This window comes from Pseudomonas protegens, assembly GCF_013407925.2.
GTDB lineage: Bacteria > Pseudomonadota > Gammaproteobacteria > Pseudomonadales > Pseudomonadaceae > Aquipseudomonas > Aquipseudomonas fluorescens_AP.
Map to the genome: position 1 here is coordinate 4,111,191 of NZ_CP060201.1, position 20,433 is coordinate 4,131,623.

A 20,433-nucleotide genomic window follows, 5' to 3' on the forward strand; every position below is an offset into this window, starting at 1 on the left:
CCACGGATGAATTGGGCTTTGTGAATCATGAGCGAAAACACCGCATCCCCGGCGGCCGGCGTGCCCGGCACTGAACAACCCGCCAGCAAGCGGCGCTGGCCGGTCCTGGTCATGGGCCTGTGCCTGGTGGCGGCCGCGATCACCGGCGTGGGCTGCAAGCCCAAGAGCACGGTGGCCGAGCTGGCCGGCGACAAGCTGGGCCTGAGTCGCCCCGACGGGCTGCTGGAAACCCATTCCCTGACGCAACTGCCCAAGGACCTGCTGGCGGTGCCTTTCCTCAAGGACACCCTGACCGAGGACTTCGTCTTTTATTACCAGGCCCACGCCGACCGCTTGGGGCTGATCGGCAGCCTGCGGCGGATCATCTACGAGCATGACCTGAAACTGCAGGACAACCTGATCGAGCAACTGTTCGACCAGCCGGCGGATGTGGCGCTGTGGCGTGGCGCCGACGGGCGTCTCAAGGACTTCCTGCTGGTGATGGACCGCGGCGGTCTGGCCAAGCTGCTGGAACCCCTGGCCAAGGTCGCCCTGGACGATACGCAATTGAGCAAGCTGGCCGAGCTCAAGGTCGGCGGCGATGCGGTGACGCTGTACCAACTGAACTACAACGCCGGCAAATCCCTGGCGTTCGCCTCTTACGGCGACAAGCTGGTGGTGTTGTCCAACCCGGGCAAGCTGTACGACCTGAGCCAGGGCGCCGACGATGAACACGGCGCCGTTTCCACGGCCGCGCTGGAGGCGCTGCTCAAGGGTGACAAGCTGTTCCCCGAGGCCTTCGGCCTGGAGGCGCGCAAGCCTGAGGTGCAGCAGCGGCTGGCGGTCAACGCCGGTGTCTTGGCCATGGGTTACCAGCGCTTCATCCCCAACTTCGCCGGTTTGCGTTTCGACATGGACGGCCAGGGCTGGCACAGCTACCTGGCCCTGCAGGAGCAGGACAACCAGCCGGACTTCGACTTCAAGCCGATCTGGCAGGCCATGCCCATGGGCGCCAGCGCCTGCGTTGCGCTGCCTCTGGCGGCGCAGCAGCAGAAGCCGCTGCTGGTCAAGCTCGGTGCCGAAGAGGCGGTGGCCACCACCCTGACCGAACACATGGCCGGTACCGCCGGGCTGTGCTGGTACGCCGACTCGCGGCTGTACACGCCGCTGCTGGTGGCCAGCCTCAAGGACAAGGACAACGCCAAGCTCGATGCGGACCTGGGCAAGCTGTTCGGTTCCATGGTCGGGGCCCGGGAAAGCAAGGTACCGGAGCGCATCTTCCCCGTGGTCGAGCAGCAGAACGGCGAGGTGCACCAATGGCAGCGCCAGGTCAGTTCCAACTTCGGCCAGTACCCGGCCAAGGAGGCCAAGGACCCGCAAGCCATCACCGGCCGCGCCTTCATGCAGGTCAGCCTGGCTCGCCATGGTTCGACCCTGGTGTTCTCCCTGGACGACAAGCTGGTGACCAAGGCCCTGGGCACCCTGGACAAGCGCTTCCCGCCCCTGGCCGACGTGGTGCCCAAGGATGTGCTGATGCCGGTGTACCTGGGCCCGCAATCCCTGGCGCAGTTGATCCAGCAGGAAACCTTCGACAGCCTGCCCCAGGACATGGAGCCGGTGTTCAACAACGCCGCGCAAACCTACCTGGTGCCCAAGCTGCGCACCTTGGGCGGTTACGGCAAGTACGCCCTGACCCTGCCTGAAGGCAGCGAGCCCAACGGTCACTGGCAATGGCTGCCGCTGCAATGGCGCGCGCTGTGAGTGCATGGCGCAAGAGTCTGTCCAGCCTTGGCCTGTTGGCCCTGTTGCTGAGCAACGCCGTGGGCGCGACCCAGGCGCCGCCGTTGGACGTGCAGCAGTCCCAGGTGTTTCGTGCCTGGTTCGTGCGCATCGCCCAGGAGCAACTGAGCCAGGGGCCGAGCCCGCGCTGGTATCAGCAGGACTGCGCCGGGCTGGTGCGCTTTGCCGCCAACGAAGCGCTCAAGGTCCACGACAGCAAGTGGCTGCGGGCCAACGGCCTGTCCAATCGCTACCTGCCGCCGGAGCTGCAACTGAGCGAAGGCCAGCGCGGCCTGGCCCAGCAGTGGCAGCAGGGCGGCGGGCAGACCGGGCCCTACGTCAATGCGATCAAGCTGATCCAGTTCAACAGCCATCTGGTCAGTCGTGACCTGGGCCAGGCGCGCCCCGGCGATCTTTTGTTCTTCGACCAGGGCGACGACCAGCACCTGATGATCTGGATGGGCCGCAACATCGCCTATCACACCGGCACCACCACCCCCACCGACAACGGCATGCGCTCGGCCAGCGTGCAGCAACTGATGACATGGAAGGACACCCGATGGATACCCGACCCCGCCAACCCCAACTTCATCGGCATCTATCGACTGAACTTCCTCACCCAATGAGCGAATCGCGTATGTGGCGTTTTCTGTTTCGACTGACTGTTGTTCTGACCCTCGTGGCCCCCGCGAGCCTGGTCAATGCCGAAGACTCGGTGCCGTCCAGCGATTACGCGGCGGTCTCCGGCGAGAGTTTCTTCCTCCTGGCCGACAGCAGCTTTGCCAGCGACGAGCAGGCCATGGTGCGCCTTGAGGCCCCGGGCCGGGATTACCGGCGCTTTCGCATGGAACCCTACGGCGGCGCGGACATCCGGGTGTACCGGATCAACCAGCCGCTGGACTTCCTCAAGCGCCAGAAGAACCTGCACCGGGTGGTCAGTGACGGCCAGTTCAAGGGCGAGGGGCTGTCCAACACCCTGGCCTACCTGTGGGACAACTGGTATCGCAAATCCCGCCGGGTGATGCAGCGCGCCTTCTCCTACGAGTCACGCAAGCAGGTGACCGAGGAGGTGCCGGAATTGAAGGTCGGCAATTCGATGCTGGCGCCGACGCCCTATGACGCCCAGCCGCAATTCGCCCTGATCCCGGGGCTGCCGCTGGTGACCCAGTTCCGTTATCCGCTGTGGCAGGCCAAGCCGATCCAGCCGCCGGCCGGGGTTGACCTGTCCGGTTCCTCCAGCCAGTTCATCAACGTCGCGCCGGGCAACGTCTATATCCCGCTGGGGCAACTCAAGCCGGGCCTGTACCTGGTGGAAGCCCTGGTGGGCAAGTACCGCGCCACCACCATGGTCTTTGTTTCCAACACCGTGGCGGTGAGCAAGATTGCCGGCGACGAGCTGCTGGTCTGGGCCGCGGGCAAGCATGAAGGCAACTCGGTGCCCAAGGTCAACGTGCTGTGGACCGATGGCCTGGGCGTGATGAACAGCGGCGCCACCGACGAACAGGGCCTGGTGCGCCTGAAACACGTCAGCCCCGAGCGCTCCTACGTGATCGGCGAGGACCAGGAAGGCGGGGTGTTCGTCTCCGAGAACTTCTATTACGACAGCGAAATCTACGACACCAAGCTTTATGCCTTTACCGACCGGCCGCTGTATCGCCCGGGGGACTGGGTATCGCTGAAAATCGTCGGCCGCGAGTTCAAGAACGCCCGGGATTCGGTGCAGCCGGGAGCCGGGACGGTGAATGTCAGCGTGCTGGATGCCGCGGGCACCACGCTGCAGAACCTGACCCTGAATCTGGATGCCAAGTCCGGCGCCCAAGGCCGCTTCCAACTGCCGGAAAACGCCGTGGCCGGTGGTTATGAGTTGCGTTTTGCCTACAAGGACCAGGTCTACAGCAGTGCCTTCCGCGTGGCCGAATACATCAAGCCGCATTTCGAGATTTCCCTGAGCCTGGCCAAGGCGGATTTCAAGACCGGCGAGCCGGTGAAGGGCAATCTGGTGCTGCTCTATCCGGACGGCAAGCCGGTGGCCAATGCGCGCCTGCAACTGAGCCTGCGGGCTCAGCAACTGTCGATGGTGGACAACGAGCTGCAGTACATGGGCCAGTTCCCGGTGGAACTGACCAGCGCCGAACTGACCACCGACGCCAAGGGCAGTGCCACCCTCGATCTGCCGGCGGCCAGCAAGCCGAGCCGCTACATGCTCACCGTGTTCGCCAGCGATGGCGCCGCATACCGGGTCAAGACCACCAAGGAAATCCTCATTGAGCGTGGCGCGGCAAGCTTCAGCCTGAGCGCGCCGCAGCGTTTCAGCGCCGTGGGTGACAAGGTCCAGTTCAGCTACGCCAACCAGAACACCAGCGAGCAGAGCAAGAACGTCAAGCCCAACCGCTACAGCTGGGTGCGCCTGGAAGACCAGTCCACCGGCGAGGGCAAGCTGGGCGAGGCCGACAAGGGCTTTGCCCTGGCCTTCGAGCGGCCCGGCACCTACAACCTGACCCTGAAGGACGAGCACGATCGGGTCCTGGGCGGCACCAGCCACTCGGTCACCGGCGAAGGCGTGAAAGCGGTGCCGGGCACCGTGGAAATCGTCCTCGACAAACCCGAGTACCAGGCCGGTGACGAAGCCCTGGCGCTGATCACCTTCCCCGAGCCGATCAACGATGCGCTGCTGTCGCTGGAGCGCGACAAGGTCGAGGCCACGGCGCTGCTGTCCAAGGGCGGTGACTGGCTGAAAGTGGAAAAACTCAGCCCTACCCAATACCGCGCACGGGTGCCGGTGAAGGACAACTTCGCGCCGAACCTGACCTTCTCCGTGCTCTACACCAAGGGCGGCGAGTACAGCTTCCAGAACGCCGGGATCAAGGTGCTGACGCCGCAGATCGATGTGGCGATCCACACCGACAAGGACAAGTACCAGCCGGGTGACCTGGTCACCGTGGACCTGTCCACCCAGTTCGCCGGCAAGCCGGTGCCGGCGCACCTGACGGTCAGCGTGGTGGACGAAATGGTCTACGCCCTGCAACCGGAAGTGGCGCCGAGCATCGACCAGTTCTTCTACCACCCACGGCGCAACAACGTGCGCACCAGCGCCAGCCTGTCGTTCATCAGCTACGACGTGGCCCTGCCGGGCAGCCCCACGGCCCCGGGCAAGGCCAACCGCAGCGAACGCGGGGTCAAGGTGCTGGAGCGGCCACGGCGTGAAGACGTCGACACCGCTGCCTGGCAGCCGGAACTGGTGACCGACGGCAGCGGCAAGGCGCGTTTCACCTTCCGTATGCCCGACTCCCTGACCCGCTGGCGCATCACCGCCCGGGCCATCGCCGATGACGGCCAGGTGGGGCAGAAGAAGCAGTTCGTGCGCTCGGAAAAAGCCCTGTACCTGAAGTGGAGCGGCCCGACCCGTTTCCGCGCGGGCGACAAGCCGGACCTGGGGGTGTTTGTCTTCAGCCAGTCCGAGCAGACGGCCAAGGCCGAGCTGGTGGTTCGTTATGCCGGGGAGTCCCAGCGTCTCCCGCTGACCTTGAACAGCGGGATCAACTACGTGGCGCTGCCGGCCATTGCCCCGGGCAATGGCGAGTGGAGCGCCGAGCTGGTGCAGGGCGGCAAGACCGTGGATGCCCTGGCCGTGCGCCTGCTGAGCAGCGCGGCCGGTTGGCAGACGCTACAGACCCAGAGCCTGGACGTGGCTGGCACCAGCACGCCGTTGGGCCTGCCGGCCGATGCCACGCAGATCCGCCTGCGCCTGGACGACAGCCCGCAAGTGCTGTTCCGTTCGGCCCTGGATGACCTGCTGGAATACCCGTATGGCGGCGTCGAGCAGACCGCCAGCCAACTGCTGCCATTGAGCGTTGCCTACCCGGCGCTGGCCAGCAATCCGCAGGTTCGCGATCGCTTGCGCCTGATGATGCAGAACAGCCGTCTGCGCCTGGTACACATGGCCGGGCCGGAAGCGGCGTTCACCTGGTGGGGCGAGGATGCCGATGCCGACGCCTTCCTCACCGCTTACGCCTATTACGCCGATTGGCATGCCAGCAAGGTCATGGACCTGAACCTGCCGCCGGAGCACTGGCAGCGGGTGCTGGAGGTCTACGCCAAGCAGGCCGGCAACACGCCGTTGCTGCAACGGGCGCTGATCCTGTCTTTTGCCCGTGAGATGAACCTGCCGATCGCCACGCTGGTCAGGGGCCTGATGGACGATCTGGCCAAGGCCGGCAGCGGTCCGGCTGACAGCGTGGACGCCGGCGGCAGCGACAGCCTGGTGATGGCAGACCCGGATTCGGCCCTTGGTCTGGCCAGTGCCCGGGTATTGACCGCGGCCCTGGCGCGGGACGCCAAGGTCACCCCGCCACCGGCCTTCGTGGCGCAGTTGGAGGCGGCACAGCAGCAGGTCGACATCAGCTCGCAGCCGTTCGCTCAGGCAATGAATCTGTCCTTGAAGCCTTTCGATCAAGCGACGGCGCGCGCATTGCTGCAACGCCTGCTGCCATCGCAACCGACCCTGGACCGGGCCCTGGCCCTGACCTGGCTGCAGCGCAGCGTGACTCAGGCAGCACCGGCCGTGGCCCTGAACCCGGGGCAGGGCTGGCAACCGCAGCAGGGCGCCAGCGGTGAACGCTACTGGCTGTGGCAGGGCCCGCAGGTGCCTGCGGTGCTGACCCTGGATCCGTTGCCGGAGCGGCCGTTGCGCGCTTCGCTCAGCTACCAGAGCCAGCAGGCGGCGGGCACGCCATTGCCGGTGAACATCACCCGTCGTCTGTTGCGCCTGGTGCCGGGCGACGAGGCGTTCACCTTCAAGCTGGAACCGGTGGGCAACAAGCCGATCGCCAGTGACGGCCTGTACCTGGACGAAGTGATCATCGCCAACGAGAGCAAGCGGCCGCTGCTGTACGGCATGCTCGAAGTGCCGTTGCCGCCGGGCGCCGATGTCGAGCGCACCACCTGGGGCATCAAGCTGGCCGGTCCTGCGGGTACGGAAGCGGCGTCCCTGGAGAAGGCCCGCTTCGAACCCGGGCAGATGAGCTACGCGGTGCCGCTGGATGCCTTGAACGACAGCAGCGAGGTGCGTCTGCGGCACTTGATCCGCTTCTCCCAGAAGGGCCAGTTCAACTTGCCTGCGGCGCGTTTCTACCAGGTCTATGCACCGGAGCAGCAGGCTCAGGAACGCACGCCGGCACTGGGTCAGGTCACGGTCAAATAACATGACGCGGTGTTGGGCCTGGTTGTGCCTGTGTCTACTCCCTGGGCTGGTGACAGCCCAGGACGAGCCTCTGCGCCTGGCCTGGAAAACCGCCCCGGACAGCGAGCTGGTGAGCCTGAGCAAGACCCAGGTGCTGGCTCGCGAGCCGTTGCCGCAGGACCTGCAGGCGCCCCTGGGCAGTGTCTGGAAGCTCTTCGTCTATGCCTGGTTGGTGGACACCGGCGCGCAAGAGCCGGCCTATGCCTGCCAGGGCAAGTCCAGGGACGAGGTCTATTGCTGCACGAGCGGTGGCAGCATCGCCCGGGACCAGGCCCTGGTCCGTTCCTGTGGGTTGTACTTCGAGCCGCAACGCTTGCAGTTGTCCAGCGCCGACTGGCGCCAGTACTGGCAGGCCCGCCATGCGCCCGAGTGGTTGCGCGACCTCGACCGCCTGCAGCCGCAGACCCGGGTGCCGGTGGCGGAGCTGTTGCAGGTGCTGGCGCAGTTGCCGGCCCAGGAGACGGCGCGCCGGGTGCTGCTGGATGTGCTGCTCAACGCCTCCGATGGCGCGGTGTTGGGAGCCTTGGGCGGGCGCCTGCGGGTCAAGACCTGGAGCTGGCTGGCGGACCAGGACCCGCAGTCGCGCCAGGGCGGCTTTGCCGGGTGGCTGGTGGACGGCACGCCGCTGTGGGTGGGTGGACGAGGCACCAGTCAGCGGGTGTTGAAGGATTACGCCCAGGTTCTGGACCAGGTGCTGCCGCAGCGTCCGGCGCTGGACAAAGGCCGCTGCGTGGAGGTCGGCCTGTTCTCCCGCTATCCGCTCAAGAGCGTCAGCCAGAATGCCCGCGCCGCCAGGCCAGGTGCCCTGCAAGGGGATTACCGGGTGGAGTTCGCCAATGGCAATCAATTGGATATCCACAGTGGCGGCGAGCTTTTCCTGCAAGCCAACGCCTCGGCCCTGCAACTGGTGGCCCGTCTGGACCGCGAGGAGTACGTGGCCCGGGTGCTGCAGCGCGAGGCCTCCAGCGAACCCCGGGAAGCCGCCAAGGCCCTGGCCGTGGCGATCCGCACCTATCTGTTGCAGAACGCCGGGCGCAGCGGCGAATGCCTGAGCATCGACGACAGCAGCAATCGCCAGCGGGTCGCGCCGCGTCCGGCCACCGCCGAGGCCCGGGCCATCGCCGCCTGGACTGCCGATCTGGTGCTGGCCGGAACCCAGGTCACCTACCATTCGGATCTGCAGGCACCGGACAAACTGTCCTGGCAACAGGCCGTGGAACAGGCCCGCGCCGGCCAGGGCTACGACGCCATCCTGCTTCATGCTTACCCGCGGGCCAGCCTCAGCCGCTGGGACAATCCGCAGGCTTCCTGCGAACCCTTGCCGGCCGCTCAAGAGTGGCTGCTGAACCAGCGTCGACGCTGGCGTCAGCCCCTGGAACAGGAAGTCGGCTACAACGAAATCAGCCAGTTCGCCGTGTGCCGCCTGAGCTTCGGCCGGCCCTACGTCGACCGCGAACGGCAACGCATCTACGTGCGTGGCGTGCTCTCGCTGCAAGATCGCCTCGACCTGACTCACGAATACCTGCACCTGGCCTTTGAGGCGCATCCCAACGGCCAGGATGAAACCTACATCGAAGGGCTCGCCCGTCATCTTTTATTGGAATAGGCCATGAAACTTCCTGCTCCCCCGGTCCTCCTGTTCCTTTGTGGAATGTTCAGCCTGCCCATGGCCCTGGCCGACAGCGGCATCCGCCTCGACACCCCCAAAGGCGGCTGGCGGACCCGCGCCGTCGATGGCGAGCAATACATTCAGGAGGTCAACTACCCGGCTTCCTCGGTCAACACCCCTCAGGGGCAGGCCGATACCGCGCGCATTCGCGGGCAGATCAAGGGCGCGCCCAAGGCGAGCAAGGAGCCGGGCAAGCTGATCGTCAACGGCGTCAGCATGCCGCTCAAGTTCGACGAGCAAGGCGGTTTCGACCGGCCTTATTCCTTCCCCAACGGCAGCAACAGCGTGGAGGTGCGCAGCCCGGACGGGCAGCAGCGCAAGCGCGTGCAGTTCCTCAATACCGGCGGTGGCGTGACCCCGCCCAAGTTGCGCGTGCTGCTTTCCTGGGACAGCGACAACACCGACCTCGACCTGCACCTGGTGACCCCCGATGGCGCGCACATCTGGTACGGCGATCGCGTGGCCCCCAACGGCGCGACCCTGGACGTGGACGTGACCACCGGCTACGGCCCGGAGATCTTCTCCATGCCGGCGCCGCTCAAGGGCCAGTACCTGGTCTACGTGAACTACTACGGTGGCGGTTATCGCAGTGATGACGATGAAGACGGCGGCCAGGAAAACGCCGTGCAGCCGCTGACCACGGCCCAGGTCACGGTGATCACCGAGGAAGGCACGCCGGATGAGAAGAGCGAGTCGTTCATCGTGCCGATGCGGGCGCCCGGGGAGCTGACCCTGGTGCGCAGTTTCAGCTATCCATGATCGAGCTCAACCCCTGCGCCTGCCCGGGCATGGCTTCATTGCCCTGAGACAATACGAGCGCCCGGCGTTTGCCTTGCAATGAAGCACCATTCATAGGCAGGGAAATGCGCAACATGGGTGCTTTTCAATCGTGGTTGAAGTGCTGTGTGGTGGCCGGCAGCTGTGTCTCCGGCCTGGTGATGGCCGCGGGCGCCGACGGCTTGCAGCGGATCAAGGTGGATCTGGTGGCGCCGCCCCAGGTGCATGCCCATGAACAGGTGGTCAGCGGACCGCCTAAGGTCGTGCAGTTCCGCATGAGCGTGGAAGAGAAAAAGATGGTGGTGGACGATGAGGGCACCACCCTGCAGGCCATGACCTTCAACGGCTCCATGCCCGGTCCGACCCTGGTGGTGCACGAGGGCGACTACGTCGAACTGACCTTGAGCAATCCGGCCAGCAACAGCATGCCCCACAACATCGATTTCCATGCCGCCACCGGCGCCCTGGGCGGGGCCGCGCTGACCCAGGTCGTACCAGGCCAGGAGGTGGTGCTGCGTTTCAAGGCCGATCGTAGCGGCACCTTTGTCTATCACTGCGCGCCGTCGGGAATGGTGCCCTGGCACGTGGTCTCGGGCATGAGCGGAACCTTGATGGTGCTGCCGCGCGATGGCTTGAAAGACCCTGCCGGCAAGCCCTTGCACTATGACCGGGCCTACACCATCGGTGAGTTCGATCTGTATATCCCCAAGGACCAGGACGGGCATTACAAGAGCTACCCGGACCTGGCCTCCAGCTACCAGGACACCCGTGAAGTGATGCGCACGCTGACCCCGAGCCATGTGGTGTTCAACGGTCGGGTCGGTGCTCTGACCGGAGCCAATGCGCTGACCGCCAAGGTCGGGGAAAGCGTGCTGTTCATCCACTCCCAGGCCAACCGCGACAGCCGTCCGCACCTGATTGGCGGCCATGGCGACTGGGTCTGGACCACCGGCAAGTTCGCCAATGCCCCGTTGCGCAATCTGGAAACCTGGTTCATCCCCGGCGGGTCGGCGCTGGCCGCGCTCTACACCTTCAAGCAGCCGGGCACCTATGTGTACCTCAACCACAACCTGATCGAGGCCATGGAGCTGGGGGCCCTGGCTCAGGTCAAGGTCGAAGGCACCTGGGACGATGACCTGATGACCCAGGTAAAGGCCCCCGGGCCCATTGTTCCGGCCAAGTGATAGCGGCCGGGGCTCAGGTCCCGGTGCCTGGTATCAGAGGTTCAGGGCGAATTTCAGGTAGCCCGGGTACGCCTGGCGCCAGTCGTCCTGAAAGGTGTGGCCCTCAGCATGTTCATGGCTCTGGACCTGGTTGCCGGGCTCCAGGGCCTGCTGCGTCGTGGCAGTGAGTTTCTGGTTGCTCTCGTGTTCCTTGGCGCCATGGACAATGACGATACGCTTGTCCCGGGCCCGGGTTTCGCCGAACGGAATCCGGTAGCCGCCGGGGGACAGCAGCAAGGCGCCGCTGTAGTGCTGCGGGTACTCGGCGATCAGGTGCGAGGCGTGCTCGGCGCCTTGGGAAAAGCCCATCAGGACGATGCGCGAGCGATCGATGCGGGTCTGCTTTTCCAGTTTCTTCAACGCCGCGCTGACCGCCCCCTGGGTCGGAGCCACCGAATGCTGGTGCCACATGAACTGGTGCTCGTCGCGCTTGAGGGTGCCGTTGATGCCCACCAGCACGGCTTTATCGCCCACAAGATCGGCGCGCATATCGACGCCGTCGCTGCCCTCGGTGCCGAATCCCGAGAGCCAGACCACCACCGGCCAGCCTTCGGCCGGGGCCTTGCCCTGGGGAATACTGAAGGCCGCAAGGCCGGCATCCTTGGCCTTGGCCGGGTAGTTCTGCTCGGCGGCTTGCAGCAGCTTCTGGTAGGCCGGGGTCTGCTGCAGGGCTTGCAGCTCGTCGTCTTCCTTGAGGATCACCAACTGCCAGAAGCCTCGCTCGCGGGCCTGATCGAGGAACTCGGCGGCGCGCTTGTTCTTGTCCATGGCGGCCAGGCTGCCAGCCGCCTGGTACGAGGCGTAGGCATTCTTCGGGTCGAGGCGGGCGGCGGTCAGGTAGTAGGCGAGGGCGCCGGCGTAGTTGTCGTGCTGGCTCTTTTCGTTGTCGCCGGCTTCGATGAAATCGGCCGGCGTGGCCTCATCCAGGTACAGATTGGCCATGGCCGCCAGGCCTTGCCAGCGGCCCTTGGCGACATCCTGCTGGTCATCGGCGTGGACGCTGGTGAGGCTGAGGGCGGTAGATAGGCAGAGGAACGACAGCGGTAGGCGGACAGCGGCCGGCAACGACATGACTGAGAGTCCTTTTTCAGTGGAAGAGGCTTCGCGCGGGTGCCCGAAACGGCGCGCAGCTTAACATGGCAGGTCGCGTCCCTCGACGACCTGCGCATTTGCCGTTGTCAGTGTTGCGGCGGGGGAGAGCTCGCCGTTCAGTCGCTCTGATCGGTGGTGGAAAGCACTTCGTCGATCTTCCAGCAGCCCTTGTCCTTGATCATCCGCACATCGACGATCTGGGTGGTGTCCGGGGTGCTGCCCAGCGTGACCTGCTCCTTGGCGCTGGAGCCCTGGATCTGCGGCTCGCTGACCTTGATCTGGGTCAGCCACTCATCCATGTAGTCCTGGGCCTTGAGGAAATAGTCCTCTTCCAGGCCATCGGGGCTGGCCATCTGCTTTTTGATCTTGGCGATCAGCGAGTCGGAGACGTACTTCTTCATCTCCGGGACGCTGTCGGTGATCGGGTCCTTGTCTTCGCTGAAGGTTTGCAGGTACCAGCTGTAGAACGCCTGGGTGACAGGCTTGGGCGAACTGGCGCAGTCGGCCAGGGCCAGTGGTTGATGCAGGGCGACGGCGGCCGCGGCCAGCAGCGAGCAGAACAGCATTCTCATGGAAGACCCCTTACGGATGGCGATAGATTTTGTAGGCAGGCTTCTGCACCCGATAGGAATGCCCTGGATAGAAACCGTGCAACTGCTTGAAGTCTGACACCCAAAGTGAGCCGTTGAACATCGCCATATGGCCGTGGGGGTGGCCGGGAATGGGCTGGATGATCACCACATCGCCCGCCGCGGGCGTCTGACCAGCTGGTTGCTCGATAAAGCCGGCCGAGGTCAGGGATGAGCCAAAGTCCTTGGCCGAATGCTTCCTGTGCAGAATCACCCCACCGCCACCGGCTTCGATCGCCTGGCGAGTGTAGGCCGCACAGCGTCCGGTGCTGCCCGCGTGGGCATGCGCGTTCAAGTGATCGATAGCGGCTTGTTTATTCCACATTCCTTGTTATCCGAGAGTCCTTGAGAGCGGCGAGTTTATGCTTGCGCAGGGGCGCCGGAAATACTGGCTAAGTGCCTTTTTTCGGGCTTTGGGGGGGCGCATCACAGTTATCGTTCAGACCGGCAAACCGCGCAGAGTCAACGCCAGCGAAGGGTGCCCTGACTGTTCAGCCTGGCTGTAGCGCAAGGGCACTGCGCGATGCCGTTTGCACTCGGTTGCGCCCCCGGTCCTTGGCGCCATACAGCGCTTCATCGGCCAGGGAGAGCAGGCGCGGCAGATCGTAGCCCTGGGTTTCACTGGTCACCACACCGATGCTGACACTCAGTAACCCTGGTTCCAGGAGAGGCAAGCGGGCGAACGCCTGGCGAATCCGTTCGGCCACCCGCACGGCGGCCTGCTCATCGGTCGACTCCAGCAAGCAAGCGAACTCTTCACCGCCGATGCGGGCAAACACGTCTTTGCCGCGCAGGGTTTCTGAGAGCACCCGGCTGAATGCGATCAGCGCCCGGTCGCCGGTCTGATGGCCGAAGGTGTCGTTCAAGCGTTTGAAGTGGTCCAGGTCGCACAGCAGCAAGGCCAGCGGCGCGCCTCGGCGCTGGCATTCGATCAGCATCCGCTCGCCATGGACCATGAATGCCCGGCGGTTGCCGATGCCCGTCAGGGCGTCGCAGAAAGCCGCGGCCTTGAGGCGCAGTTCGACCCGCTCCTTGACCATGCACAGGGTTACGTAGGCAATGCCGATCACATACATCATCGATTCGAACAACATGAACGAGAACAGCGGCACTCCGGCACCGTAGCCTTTCAACGCCTGATCCCAGGCCAGGCCCTGGTCAATCAGCGCGCGCACGCTGTAGAACACGGTGTGTAGCAGGGTCAGGGCCAGGGCAGGCATATAGGCAACTTCCAACTGCCGACGGCTGCGCCAGAACTCCAGCATGATCAGCAGGCCATAGCCGGCCACCAGCAGCGAATACACCGAGACTCGAACCATCATCGACTGGTAGAACGCCGGAACCATGCACAGGGCCAGCCAGATGCCGGCCCCGGCGAGCATGCCCGGAGCATGGGGCGAACGTCCGGAGAAGACCCGCATCGCCGTCCAGTTGAGACCGGCGCTCAGCAGCAGGACCACGTTGCCCAGCACTTTCGGTACGAAGTCCATGCCCATATCGCGCAGGCTCACCAGCACCATCCCCGCGGCGGCCAGCAGCATCATGCCGCCCAGGTAGGCCAGCGGGCGCTCACGGGTTTCCCGTAGCCAGGCGTGGAAGGTCAGCAGGCTCATGAGGAAGAAAATGAACACCGAGACGACCAGCAGGGTAGGGATATGCAGGGCCATGTCCGGGGTACTCGTGATGTCGCGTTCAAGGGCGGGGAAGCAAAGCCGCGGCCGGAAGCGGGCGAATTGCCATCATTGGGCGCGATTGTAGCGAGAACTTCCGGGCCTTGGTGGATGTTGCTGCAGGAAGTGCCCGGTCTAGCGAAATACGCCGCAGACCGCGTTGCCCTGGTAGCCGTGCGCGATCGGTCCGAGAAACATGAGCGGACCACAAGCGTAGAGATCCGAACTGATTTTCCGATTTGTGTACAGCAGCGGCACTTCGACGCCATTGATATCGTCGCCATAGGCGGTGGCGCTGTAGGACTCGCAGACTGGCAGCTTGAGTGGAATCGGCAGGATCACGACCAAGAGGGTGGTGCCGCACCACTGGCGTTCGGGTGTGCTCTTTTGTGTGTGAGTGATGACCGGTTTCATGGAGTTGCCGATGAGCCTCTGGTGAGCATCGGTTTTCGATACTTGCATGTAGGGCATATCCACCCATGCGCCCACGCAGCCGCTTAGGCCAAGGGCTGCAAGCGTGGCAACCAGCGCGCTTTTCATGGCTCGCCGCACGGGCTGCTGGAGCACCAGGCTGGGGTTCACGGCCGGTGCTTCGGGCTTGGATTCCAGGGGGGCGGCAAAGCTGCGTAGGTCGTGCATCCTGCACCTGCTGTCGAAGTGGCCGAGCCTTCCCGTACCCGGGTTTCAGGCATTAAAAAGCCGGCTTGTGGCCGGCTTCTCGGGGACTGGCTTGGTTCATTTTTGGTAAACCGCACCAGCCTTCAAAACGTACACCCAGCTCTTGCGGCTGGCTGTGGGACTGGGCGGGAAAGTCATCCGCTTCGTCGGGCGATCTGACCGCAGGAAGGGTCGATGCGCAAATGTGGGGCGCAGCATACGCATGTTCGCCGGCAATTCCCAGTGCAATGCGCTATCCAGAGGCCTTGAAGCTGCAGAAAGTGCGGGAAATGTGTTGCTGGATGCGTGATGTTCGCCGGCAAGCCGGTTCCTGCGGCAAGTCGCGGGCGCAAAAAAGCCCCGATCACTCGGGGCTTTCTCTTGAGGCTTGTCACTCGAAGCTTGCAGCTGCTTCTTAGCCTTTGTAGGCCGCAACCGACTTCAGGATCTCGGCGCGGGCCGCGTCAGCGTTGCCCCAGCCGTCGATCTTCACCCACTTGCCTTTTTCGAGGTCTTTGTAGTTCTCGAAGAAGTGCTTGATCTGCTCCAGCAGCAGGGCGGGCAGGTCGGTGTATTCCTTCACGTCGACGTACAGCTGGGACAGCTTGTCGTGAGGCACCGCGATCACTTTGGCATCGCCGCCGCCGTCGTCGGTCATGTTCAGGATGCCCACTGGACGGGCACGGATCACCGAGCCTGGCGCCACTGGGTACGGGGTCACGACCAGCACGTCGAGGGGGTCGCCGTCGTCAGCCAGGGTGTTGGGGATAAAGCCGTAGTTGGCCGGGTAGAACATGGGGGTGGCCATGAAACGGTCAACGAACAGGCAGTCGCTGTCTTTGTCGATTTCGTACTTGATCGGCGCGTGGTTGGCCGGGATTTCGATCGCGACGTAGATGTCGTTCGGCAGGTCTTTGCCCGCCGGAATCTTGCTGTAGCTCATTGGGCGTTGCCCCCGTTAGTTGACCAAATGACTTGGCCGGATTGACCAAAAAGTGGCGGCGATTATAGACACACTCCGCCACCGTTGCTACGTGCCAAGGGTCGTAGAACCTTGGTTGTACTGTCGCGCAGAGCTGTTCGGGCAGGCCTTGCGACCGGCGGTTTTGCCATCGGTCGGCAGGCGCGGCAGTGGTCTTTCAACTGGCCTTCAGATGAACAACTTAAATAGCGCGACAGGGTATTAGTGGTGCGTTTGATAGACCGGGTCTTCAGCTTGAAGTTGCTGCAGTCGGGCCAATGGATTCTGCCGATAAAACAGCTGCAGCTGTGCATAGACTTTCGGATAGGCCGCCACCAGCAAGTCCGGGGCGCTGAAGAAGTATTCGCTGGTGACGGCGAAGAACTCGGCCGGGTTTTCCGCCGCGTAGGGGTCGATGGCGGTTTCGGCGTCCGGGTCGTGGTCGAGCTGACGGTTGAGGTCGTCGTAGGCGCTTTGCATCACCTGGGCCCAGTCGCTGACCCGCATGTCGCTGTGCAGCGGCGGCAGGCCGTTGGCGTCGCCATTGAGCATGTCCAGCTTGTGGGCCAGTTCGTGGATCACCAGGTTGTAGGCTTCCCAGCCGCCGCTGGCTTGCACCCCGGGCCAGGCGAGGATGATCGGCCCCTGCTGCCAGGCTTCGCCACTGTGCTCGCCATCCCATTCATGCTCGACGCCGCTGGCGTCGCGGTGGCGCTGGGGGCTGAGGAAGTCGTCTGGGTAGAGAATGATTTCGTGGAAGCCCTGGTACCAGTTCAGGTCACCCAGGTGCAGCAGCGGCAGTTGCGCCTGGGCCGCCAGCAGCAGGCGCTGTTCCTGATGCAGTTCCACGCCGGGCAGGAGGGTGAGGTGCTTGTCGTCGAGGAACAGCACGCTGGCTTCCCGTAGCCACTGGTCCTCGGCGGCGCTGATGCCGTCGAGGAACGGTAGTTGCTGGCGTACTCGTTGCCAGGTGTCGTCGCTGACCGGATGCTTGGCCAGCCGGCGCTTGCGGCGCCAGGCACTGAGGGACCACATGCGGTTTAGCGGGTTTCGGCTTTTTCAGCGTTGCGGCTGAAGCGGCTGCGCAGTACGCCAATGATCATCGGTACCAGGGACAGCAGGATAATGGCCACCACCAGCAGCGAGAGGTTCTTCTTGATAAAGGGCACGTTGCCGAAGAAGTAGCCCAGGGTCACCAGGCCGCCGACCCAGAGGATGGTGCCGGCCACGCTGAAGGCGAAAAAGCGCGGGTAAGGCATGCGGGCCACGCCGGCGACGAAGGGCGCGAAGGTGCGGATGATCGGCAGGAAGCGCGCCAGGGTTACGGTCTTGCCGCCGTGCTTCTCATAGAAATCGTGGGTTTTCTGCAGGTAGTCGCGGCGGAAGATCTTCGAGTTGGGGTTGCTGAACAGCCGTTCGCCCGCTGTTCGCCCGATCACGTAGTTGGTGCTGTCACCGAGGATCGCCGCCAGCATCAGCAGGCCGCCCAGCAGCACCGGGTCCATGCCGCCGCCCGCAGCGACTGCGCCGGCGATGAACAGCAGGGAGTCGCCAGGCAGGAACGGTGTCACCACCAGGCCGGTTTCGCAGAAAATCACCAGGAACAGGATGGCGTAGATCCAGGGCCCGTAGTTGGTCACCAGCATGTCGAGATAAACGTCGAGATGAAGGATTAGGTCGATCGGGTTGAAATCCATGGGGGCACCTGTGGTGACAGCCTGGCTCGGCAGGCCTGTGCGATGACTCGGAGAAAGGGACTACAAGGGGATGTAGCTTTTCTTACGATTCGAAAAGTTCGGCATTATAAAGGCTGAAAGGTGAAATGCGCGTTCAGATTGTAGCCGGGCGTTTCGGCTTGCGAGGGAGGAGCAAGAGCAGAGGATTTGGCGGTTGCTGGAGCAGATAAAGCGGCCCTGAGGCCGCTTTTTTGTGGGTCAGTCATCGCTCAGCGGCAATATGTAGTTCTTGAATTCGGTGTCTTCGCGAAACCCCATGGACTCATAGGTTTTCTGTGCCACGGCGTTGTTGCTGCTGGTGGAAACCCTTAGCCGCACGGCATTGGACTCCTTGGCCATTTTCTTCGCGGTACGCATCAGGTTGTCGGCCACCAGCTGGCGGCGGGCGTCTTCGGCGACATAGATGTCGTTGAGAATCCACACGCGCTTGAGCGACAGGGAAGAAAAGCTTGGGTACAGCTGGCAAAAGCCCAGTAACTTGCTGCTGTCATCATCGGCCAGGGCCAGGTAGATCACCGATTCCTTGCGTCGCAGGCGCTTTTCCAGAAAGGCCCGGGACGAGTCCGGGTAAGGCAGAGCGCCATAGAACTCACGGTATTTGACGAAAAGCGGGGTCAACAGATCCAGGTGCTCGAGGGTTGCTTGAGTAATCCGCATGGGTAGCTCTCAACTTCAAGTGGATGTGACGGCACAGGTTGGATGACTCGGGCAGCCGTGTCCCGATGCTGCCCAAAGCGGGAAAAAAGCGCAATCGCCTTGCAACGTCAGGGCTGTGGCGGGTCCAGCAGGAAGTTGCCCTTCATATTCGCCGGTGAATCGCTGTCCAGGGTCTGTATCTGGGCCTCGTCCTTGAGGTTCACTCCCGACAGTTGCCGACGGCAGGCCTCGCGCATCAGGTACAGCAGGCGGTGGGCGGCCATGCCGTAACTCAGGCCCTCCAGGCGCACGTTGGAGATGCAGTTGCGGTAGGCGTCGGTCAGGCCGACTTTCGGCTGATAGGTGAAGTACAGCCCCAGGCTGTCGGGCGAGCTGAGGCCGGGGCGTTCGCCGATCAGGATCACGGTCATCTTCGCCCCCAGCAGCTCGCCGATCTCGTCGGCCACCGCCACCCGGCCTTGCTCCACCAGGATCACCGGCGACAGCGACCAGCCCTCGGCGGCGGTCTGCTCTTCCATGCGCGCCAGGAATGGCAGGGTGTGGCGATGCACCGCCAGCGCCGACAGGCCGTCCGCCACCACCACCGCCAGGTCGACCCCGCCGGGATGGGCGCTGGCGTAGTCGCGCAGGCTCTGGGCCGATTCATCACTGAGCCGACGCCCCAGATCGGGGCGTTGCAGGTAACTGTGGCGATCCGTGGCGGCGCTATGGAGCAGCAGGCTGTCACGGCCGCGCTCGGCCAGTTGGGCGCTCAGGCCGGCGTGGTCGAACGGCAGGTGCACCGCGTCCCGGGCCTGGGCGTGGGCGAACTGGAAGTCCAGCTGGGCGCCGGTGGGCAGGCTGGTGCCGGTGCGGCCCAGGGCAATGCGGGCCGGGGTCAGGCGGCGCAGTTCCAGCCAGGGGTTTTGCGAGTCGCTCGGATGTTTTTGCATGAGCCTGTTCCTTATCCCAACTGGGCCAGTGCCTGGCGGAACGCCGGTGGCAGGTTGTTGCCGAAGTGCACCTTGCCGTCGGCCTGGGTGAAGATCCCGGTCCTGGCCAGCCACTGCTCGAATTCGGGGGCGGGTTTCAGGCCGAGGGTCTGGCGGGCGTAGAGCGCGTCGTGGAACGAGGTGGTCTGGTAGTTGAGCATGATGTCGTCGGAGCCGGGGATGCCCATGATGAAGTTGATCCCGGCCACGCCCAGCAGGGTCAGCAGGGTGTCCATGTCGTCCTGGTCGGCCTCGGCGTGGTTGGTGTAGCAGATGTCGCAACCCATGGGCACGCCCAGCAGCTTGCCGCAGAAGTGGTCTTCCAGGCCGGCGCGGATGATCTGCTTGCCGTTGTACAGGTATTCCGGGCCAATGAAGCCGACCACGGTGTTCACCAGGAACGGCTTGAAATGCCGGGCCACGGCGTAGGCGCGGGTTTCGCAGGTCTGCTGGTCGACGCCGAAGTGGGCATTGGCCGACAGGGCGCTGCCCTGGCCGGTCTCGAAATACATCAGGTTCTGCCCCAGGGTGCCGCGGTTCAGGCTCAGGCCTGCCTCGTAGCCTTCCTGGAGCACATTGAGGTTGATGCCGAAACTGGCGTTGGCCGCTTCGGTGCCGGCGATCGACTGGAACACCAGGTCCAGGGGCACGCCGCGGTTGATCGCCTCGATGGAGGTGGTGACGTGGGTCAGCACGCAGGCCTGGGTCGGGATTTCGTAGCGCTGGATGATGGCGTCGAGCATTTCCAGCATGGCGCAGATCGAGGCAATGCTGTCGGTGGCCGGGTTGATGCCGATCATCGCATCGCCGTTGCCGTACAGCAGGCCGTCGAGAATGCTCGCGGCAATGCCCGCTGGCTCGTCGGTGGGGTGGTTGGGTTGCAGGCGGGTGGACAGGCGCCCGCGCAGGCCCAGGGTGCCGCGGAACTGGGTCACCACGCGGATCTTCTGCGCCACCAGGACCAGGTCCTGCACGCGCATGATCTTCGACACCGCGGCGGCCATTTCCGGGGTCAGGCCCGGCGCCAGGGCCCGCAGGCTCTGCTCGTCGGCGGCGTCGCTGAGCAGCCAGTCGCGAAAGCCGCCAACGGTGAGGTGGCTGACCGTGGCGAAGGCTTGTTTGTCATGGCTGTCGATGATCAGCCGGGTGACTTCGTCGGTTTCGTAGGGAATCAGCACCTCTTCGAGAAAGTGCTTTAAGGGGATGTCCGCCAGGGTCATCTGGGCGGCGACCCGCTCGCCGTCGTTGAGGGCGGCAACCCCGGCCAGGAAGTCGCCGGAGCGGGCCGGACTGGCCTTGGCCATGACGTCCTTGAGGCTGTCGAAGCGATAGGTCTGAGAACCTACGCTGTGGGAAAATTGGGCCATCTCAGTCTCCGTTTCAACGATATAGGG

17 protein-coding genes are annotated in these 20,433 nt (G+C 64.2%); 6 read left to right on the forward strand and 11 right to left on the reverse strand.

Features of this window, described 5'->3' with window-relative positions; genetic code table 11:
• The first annotated feature begins 27 nt into the window (after positions 1-27).
• From GGI48_RS19085 to nirK, 6 genes are all read left to right on the forward strand, one after another.
• Positions 28-1,740, forward strand: coding sequence for a DUF2138 domain-containing protein (locus GGI48_RS19085; RefSeq protein ID WP_179599568.1), 1,713 nt, complete (start codon positions 28-30; stop codon positions 1,738-1,740).
• Complete coding sequence (locus tag GGI48_RS19090; RefSeq protein ID WP_016963383.1) at positions 1,725-2,384, forward strand: DUF1175 domain-containing protein; 660 nt, start codon at positions 1,725-1,727, stop codon at positions 2,382-2,384. The genes GGI48_RS19085 and GGI48_RS19090 overlap by 16 nt, the downstream gene beginning before the upstream one ends.
• Entirely contained in the window at positions 2,381-6,958 is a 4,578-nt protein-coding gene (locus GGI48_RS19095; protein WP_179599570.1) for an alpha-2-macroglobulin family protein, read from the forward strand. The genes GGI48_RS19090 and GGI48_RS19095 overlap by 4 nt, the downstream gene beginning before the upstream one ends.
• Position 6,959: 1 nt before the next feature.
• On the forward strand, positions 6,960-8,603 hold the full coding sequence (locus GGI48_RS19100) for a DUF2300 domain-containing protein (RefSeq protein WP_103741411.1): 1,644 nt from the start codon (positions 6,960-6,962) through the stop codon (positions 8,601-8,603).
• Between the two features lie 3 nt (positions 8,604-8,606).
• The gene (locus tag GGI48_RS19105) at positions 8,607-9,425 is read left to right on the forward strand and encodes a YfaP family protein (RefSeq protein ID WP_016964896.1); all 819 of its coding nucleotides are present in this window, start codon (positions 8,607-8,609) and stop codon (positions 9,423-9,425) included.
• A gap of 113 nt (positions 9,426-9,538) precedes the next feature.
• Positions 9,539-10,627, forward strand: a complete 1,089-nt coding sequence (gene nirK / locus GGI48_RS19110; RefSeq protein ID WP_042940988.1) for a copper-containing nitrite reductase — start codon at positions 9,539-9,541, stop codon at positions 10,625-10,627.
• Positions 10,628-10,660: 33 nt separating this feature from the next.
• Here the strand turns inward: nirK and GGI48_RS19115 are convergent, their stop codons facing one another.
• The 11 genes from GGI48_RS19115 to GGI48_RS19165 form a co-directional block, all read right to left on the reverse strand.
• Positions 10,661-11,737: a dienelactone hydrolase family protein gene (locus tag GGI48_RS19115; protein ID WP_179599572.1), complete on the reverse strand. Its 1,077-nt coding sequence runs from the start codon at positions 11,735-11,737 to the stop codon at positions 10,661-10,663.
• Positions 11,738-11,874: 137 nt separating this feature from the next.
• Positions 11,875-12,330, reverse strand: a complete 456-nt coding sequence (locus GGI48_RS19120; RefSeq protein WP_047306270.1) for a DUF3828 domain-containing protein — start codon at positions 12,328-12,330, stop codon at positions 11,875-11,877.
• A 10-nt stretch (positions 12,331-12,340) separates the two neighbouring features.
• On the reverse strand, positions 12,341-12,712 hold the full coding sequence (locus GGI48_RS19125) for a hypothetical protein (protein ID WP_042940986.1): 372 nt from the start codon (positions 12,710-12,712) through the stop codon (positions 12,341-12,343).
• 166 nt (positions 12,713-12,878) lie between these two features.
• A complete protein-coding gene (locus GGI48_RS19130; protein WP_179599574.1) occupies positions 12,879-14,054 on the reverse strand; it encodes a sensor domain-containing diguanylate cyclase in 1,176 nt (391 codons plus the stop codon).
• A gap of 138 nt (positions 14,055-14,192) precedes the next feature.
• Entirely contained in the window at positions 14,193-14,696 is a 504-nt protein-coding gene (locus GGI48_RS19135) for a hypothetical protein (RefSeq protein WP_260620476.1), read from the reverse strand.
• A gap of 433 nt (positions 14,697-15,129) precedes the next feature.
• Positions 15,130-15,657, reverse strand: a complete 528-nt coding sequence (ppa, locus tag GGI48_RS19140; protein ID WP_011063696.1) for an inorganic diphosphatase — start codon at positions 15,655-15,657, stop codon at positions 15,130-15,132.
• 240 nt (positions 15,658-15,897) lie between these two features.
• The gene (locus GGI48_RS19145; protein ID WP_047306250.1) at positions 15,898-16,710 is read right to left on the reverse strand and encodes a zinc-dependent peptidase; all 813 of its coding nucleotides are present in this window, start codon (positions 16,708-16,710) and stop codon (positions 15,898-15,900) included.
• Positions 16,711-16,715: 5 nt separating this feature from the next.
• Positions 16,716-17,372: a DedA family protein gene (locus GGI48_RS19150; RefSeq protein ID WP_179599576.1), complete on the reverse strand. Its 657-nt coding sequence runs from the start codon at positions 17,370-17,372 to the stop codon at positions 16,716-16,718.
• A gap of 237 nt (positions 17,373-17,609) precedes the next feature.
• Positions 17,610-18,068, reverse strand: coding sequence for a GNAT family N-acetyltransferase (locus tag GGI48_RS19155; RefSeq protein WP_016966085.1), 459 nt, complete (start codon positions 18,066-18,068; stop codon positions 17,610-17,612).
• A 107-nt stretch (positions 18,069-18,175) separates the two neighbouring features.
• Positions 18,176-19,000 carry an ethanolamine ammonia-lyase subunit EutC gene (eutC, locus tag GGI48_RS19160; protein ID WP_016966086.1) on the reverse strand — a complete coding sequence of 275 codons (825 nt, stop codon included), beginning with the start codon at positions 18,998-19,000 and terminating at the stop codon, positions 18,176-18,178.
• Between the two features lie 11 nt (positions 19,001-19,011).
• Complete coding sequence (locus GGI48_RS19165) at positions 19,012-20,406, reverse strand: ethanolamine ammonia-lyase subunit EutB (protein ID WP_179599578.1); 1,395 nt, start codon at positions 20,404-20,406, stop codon at positions 19,012-19,014.
• Positions 20,407-20,433: the final 27 nt, after the last annotated feature.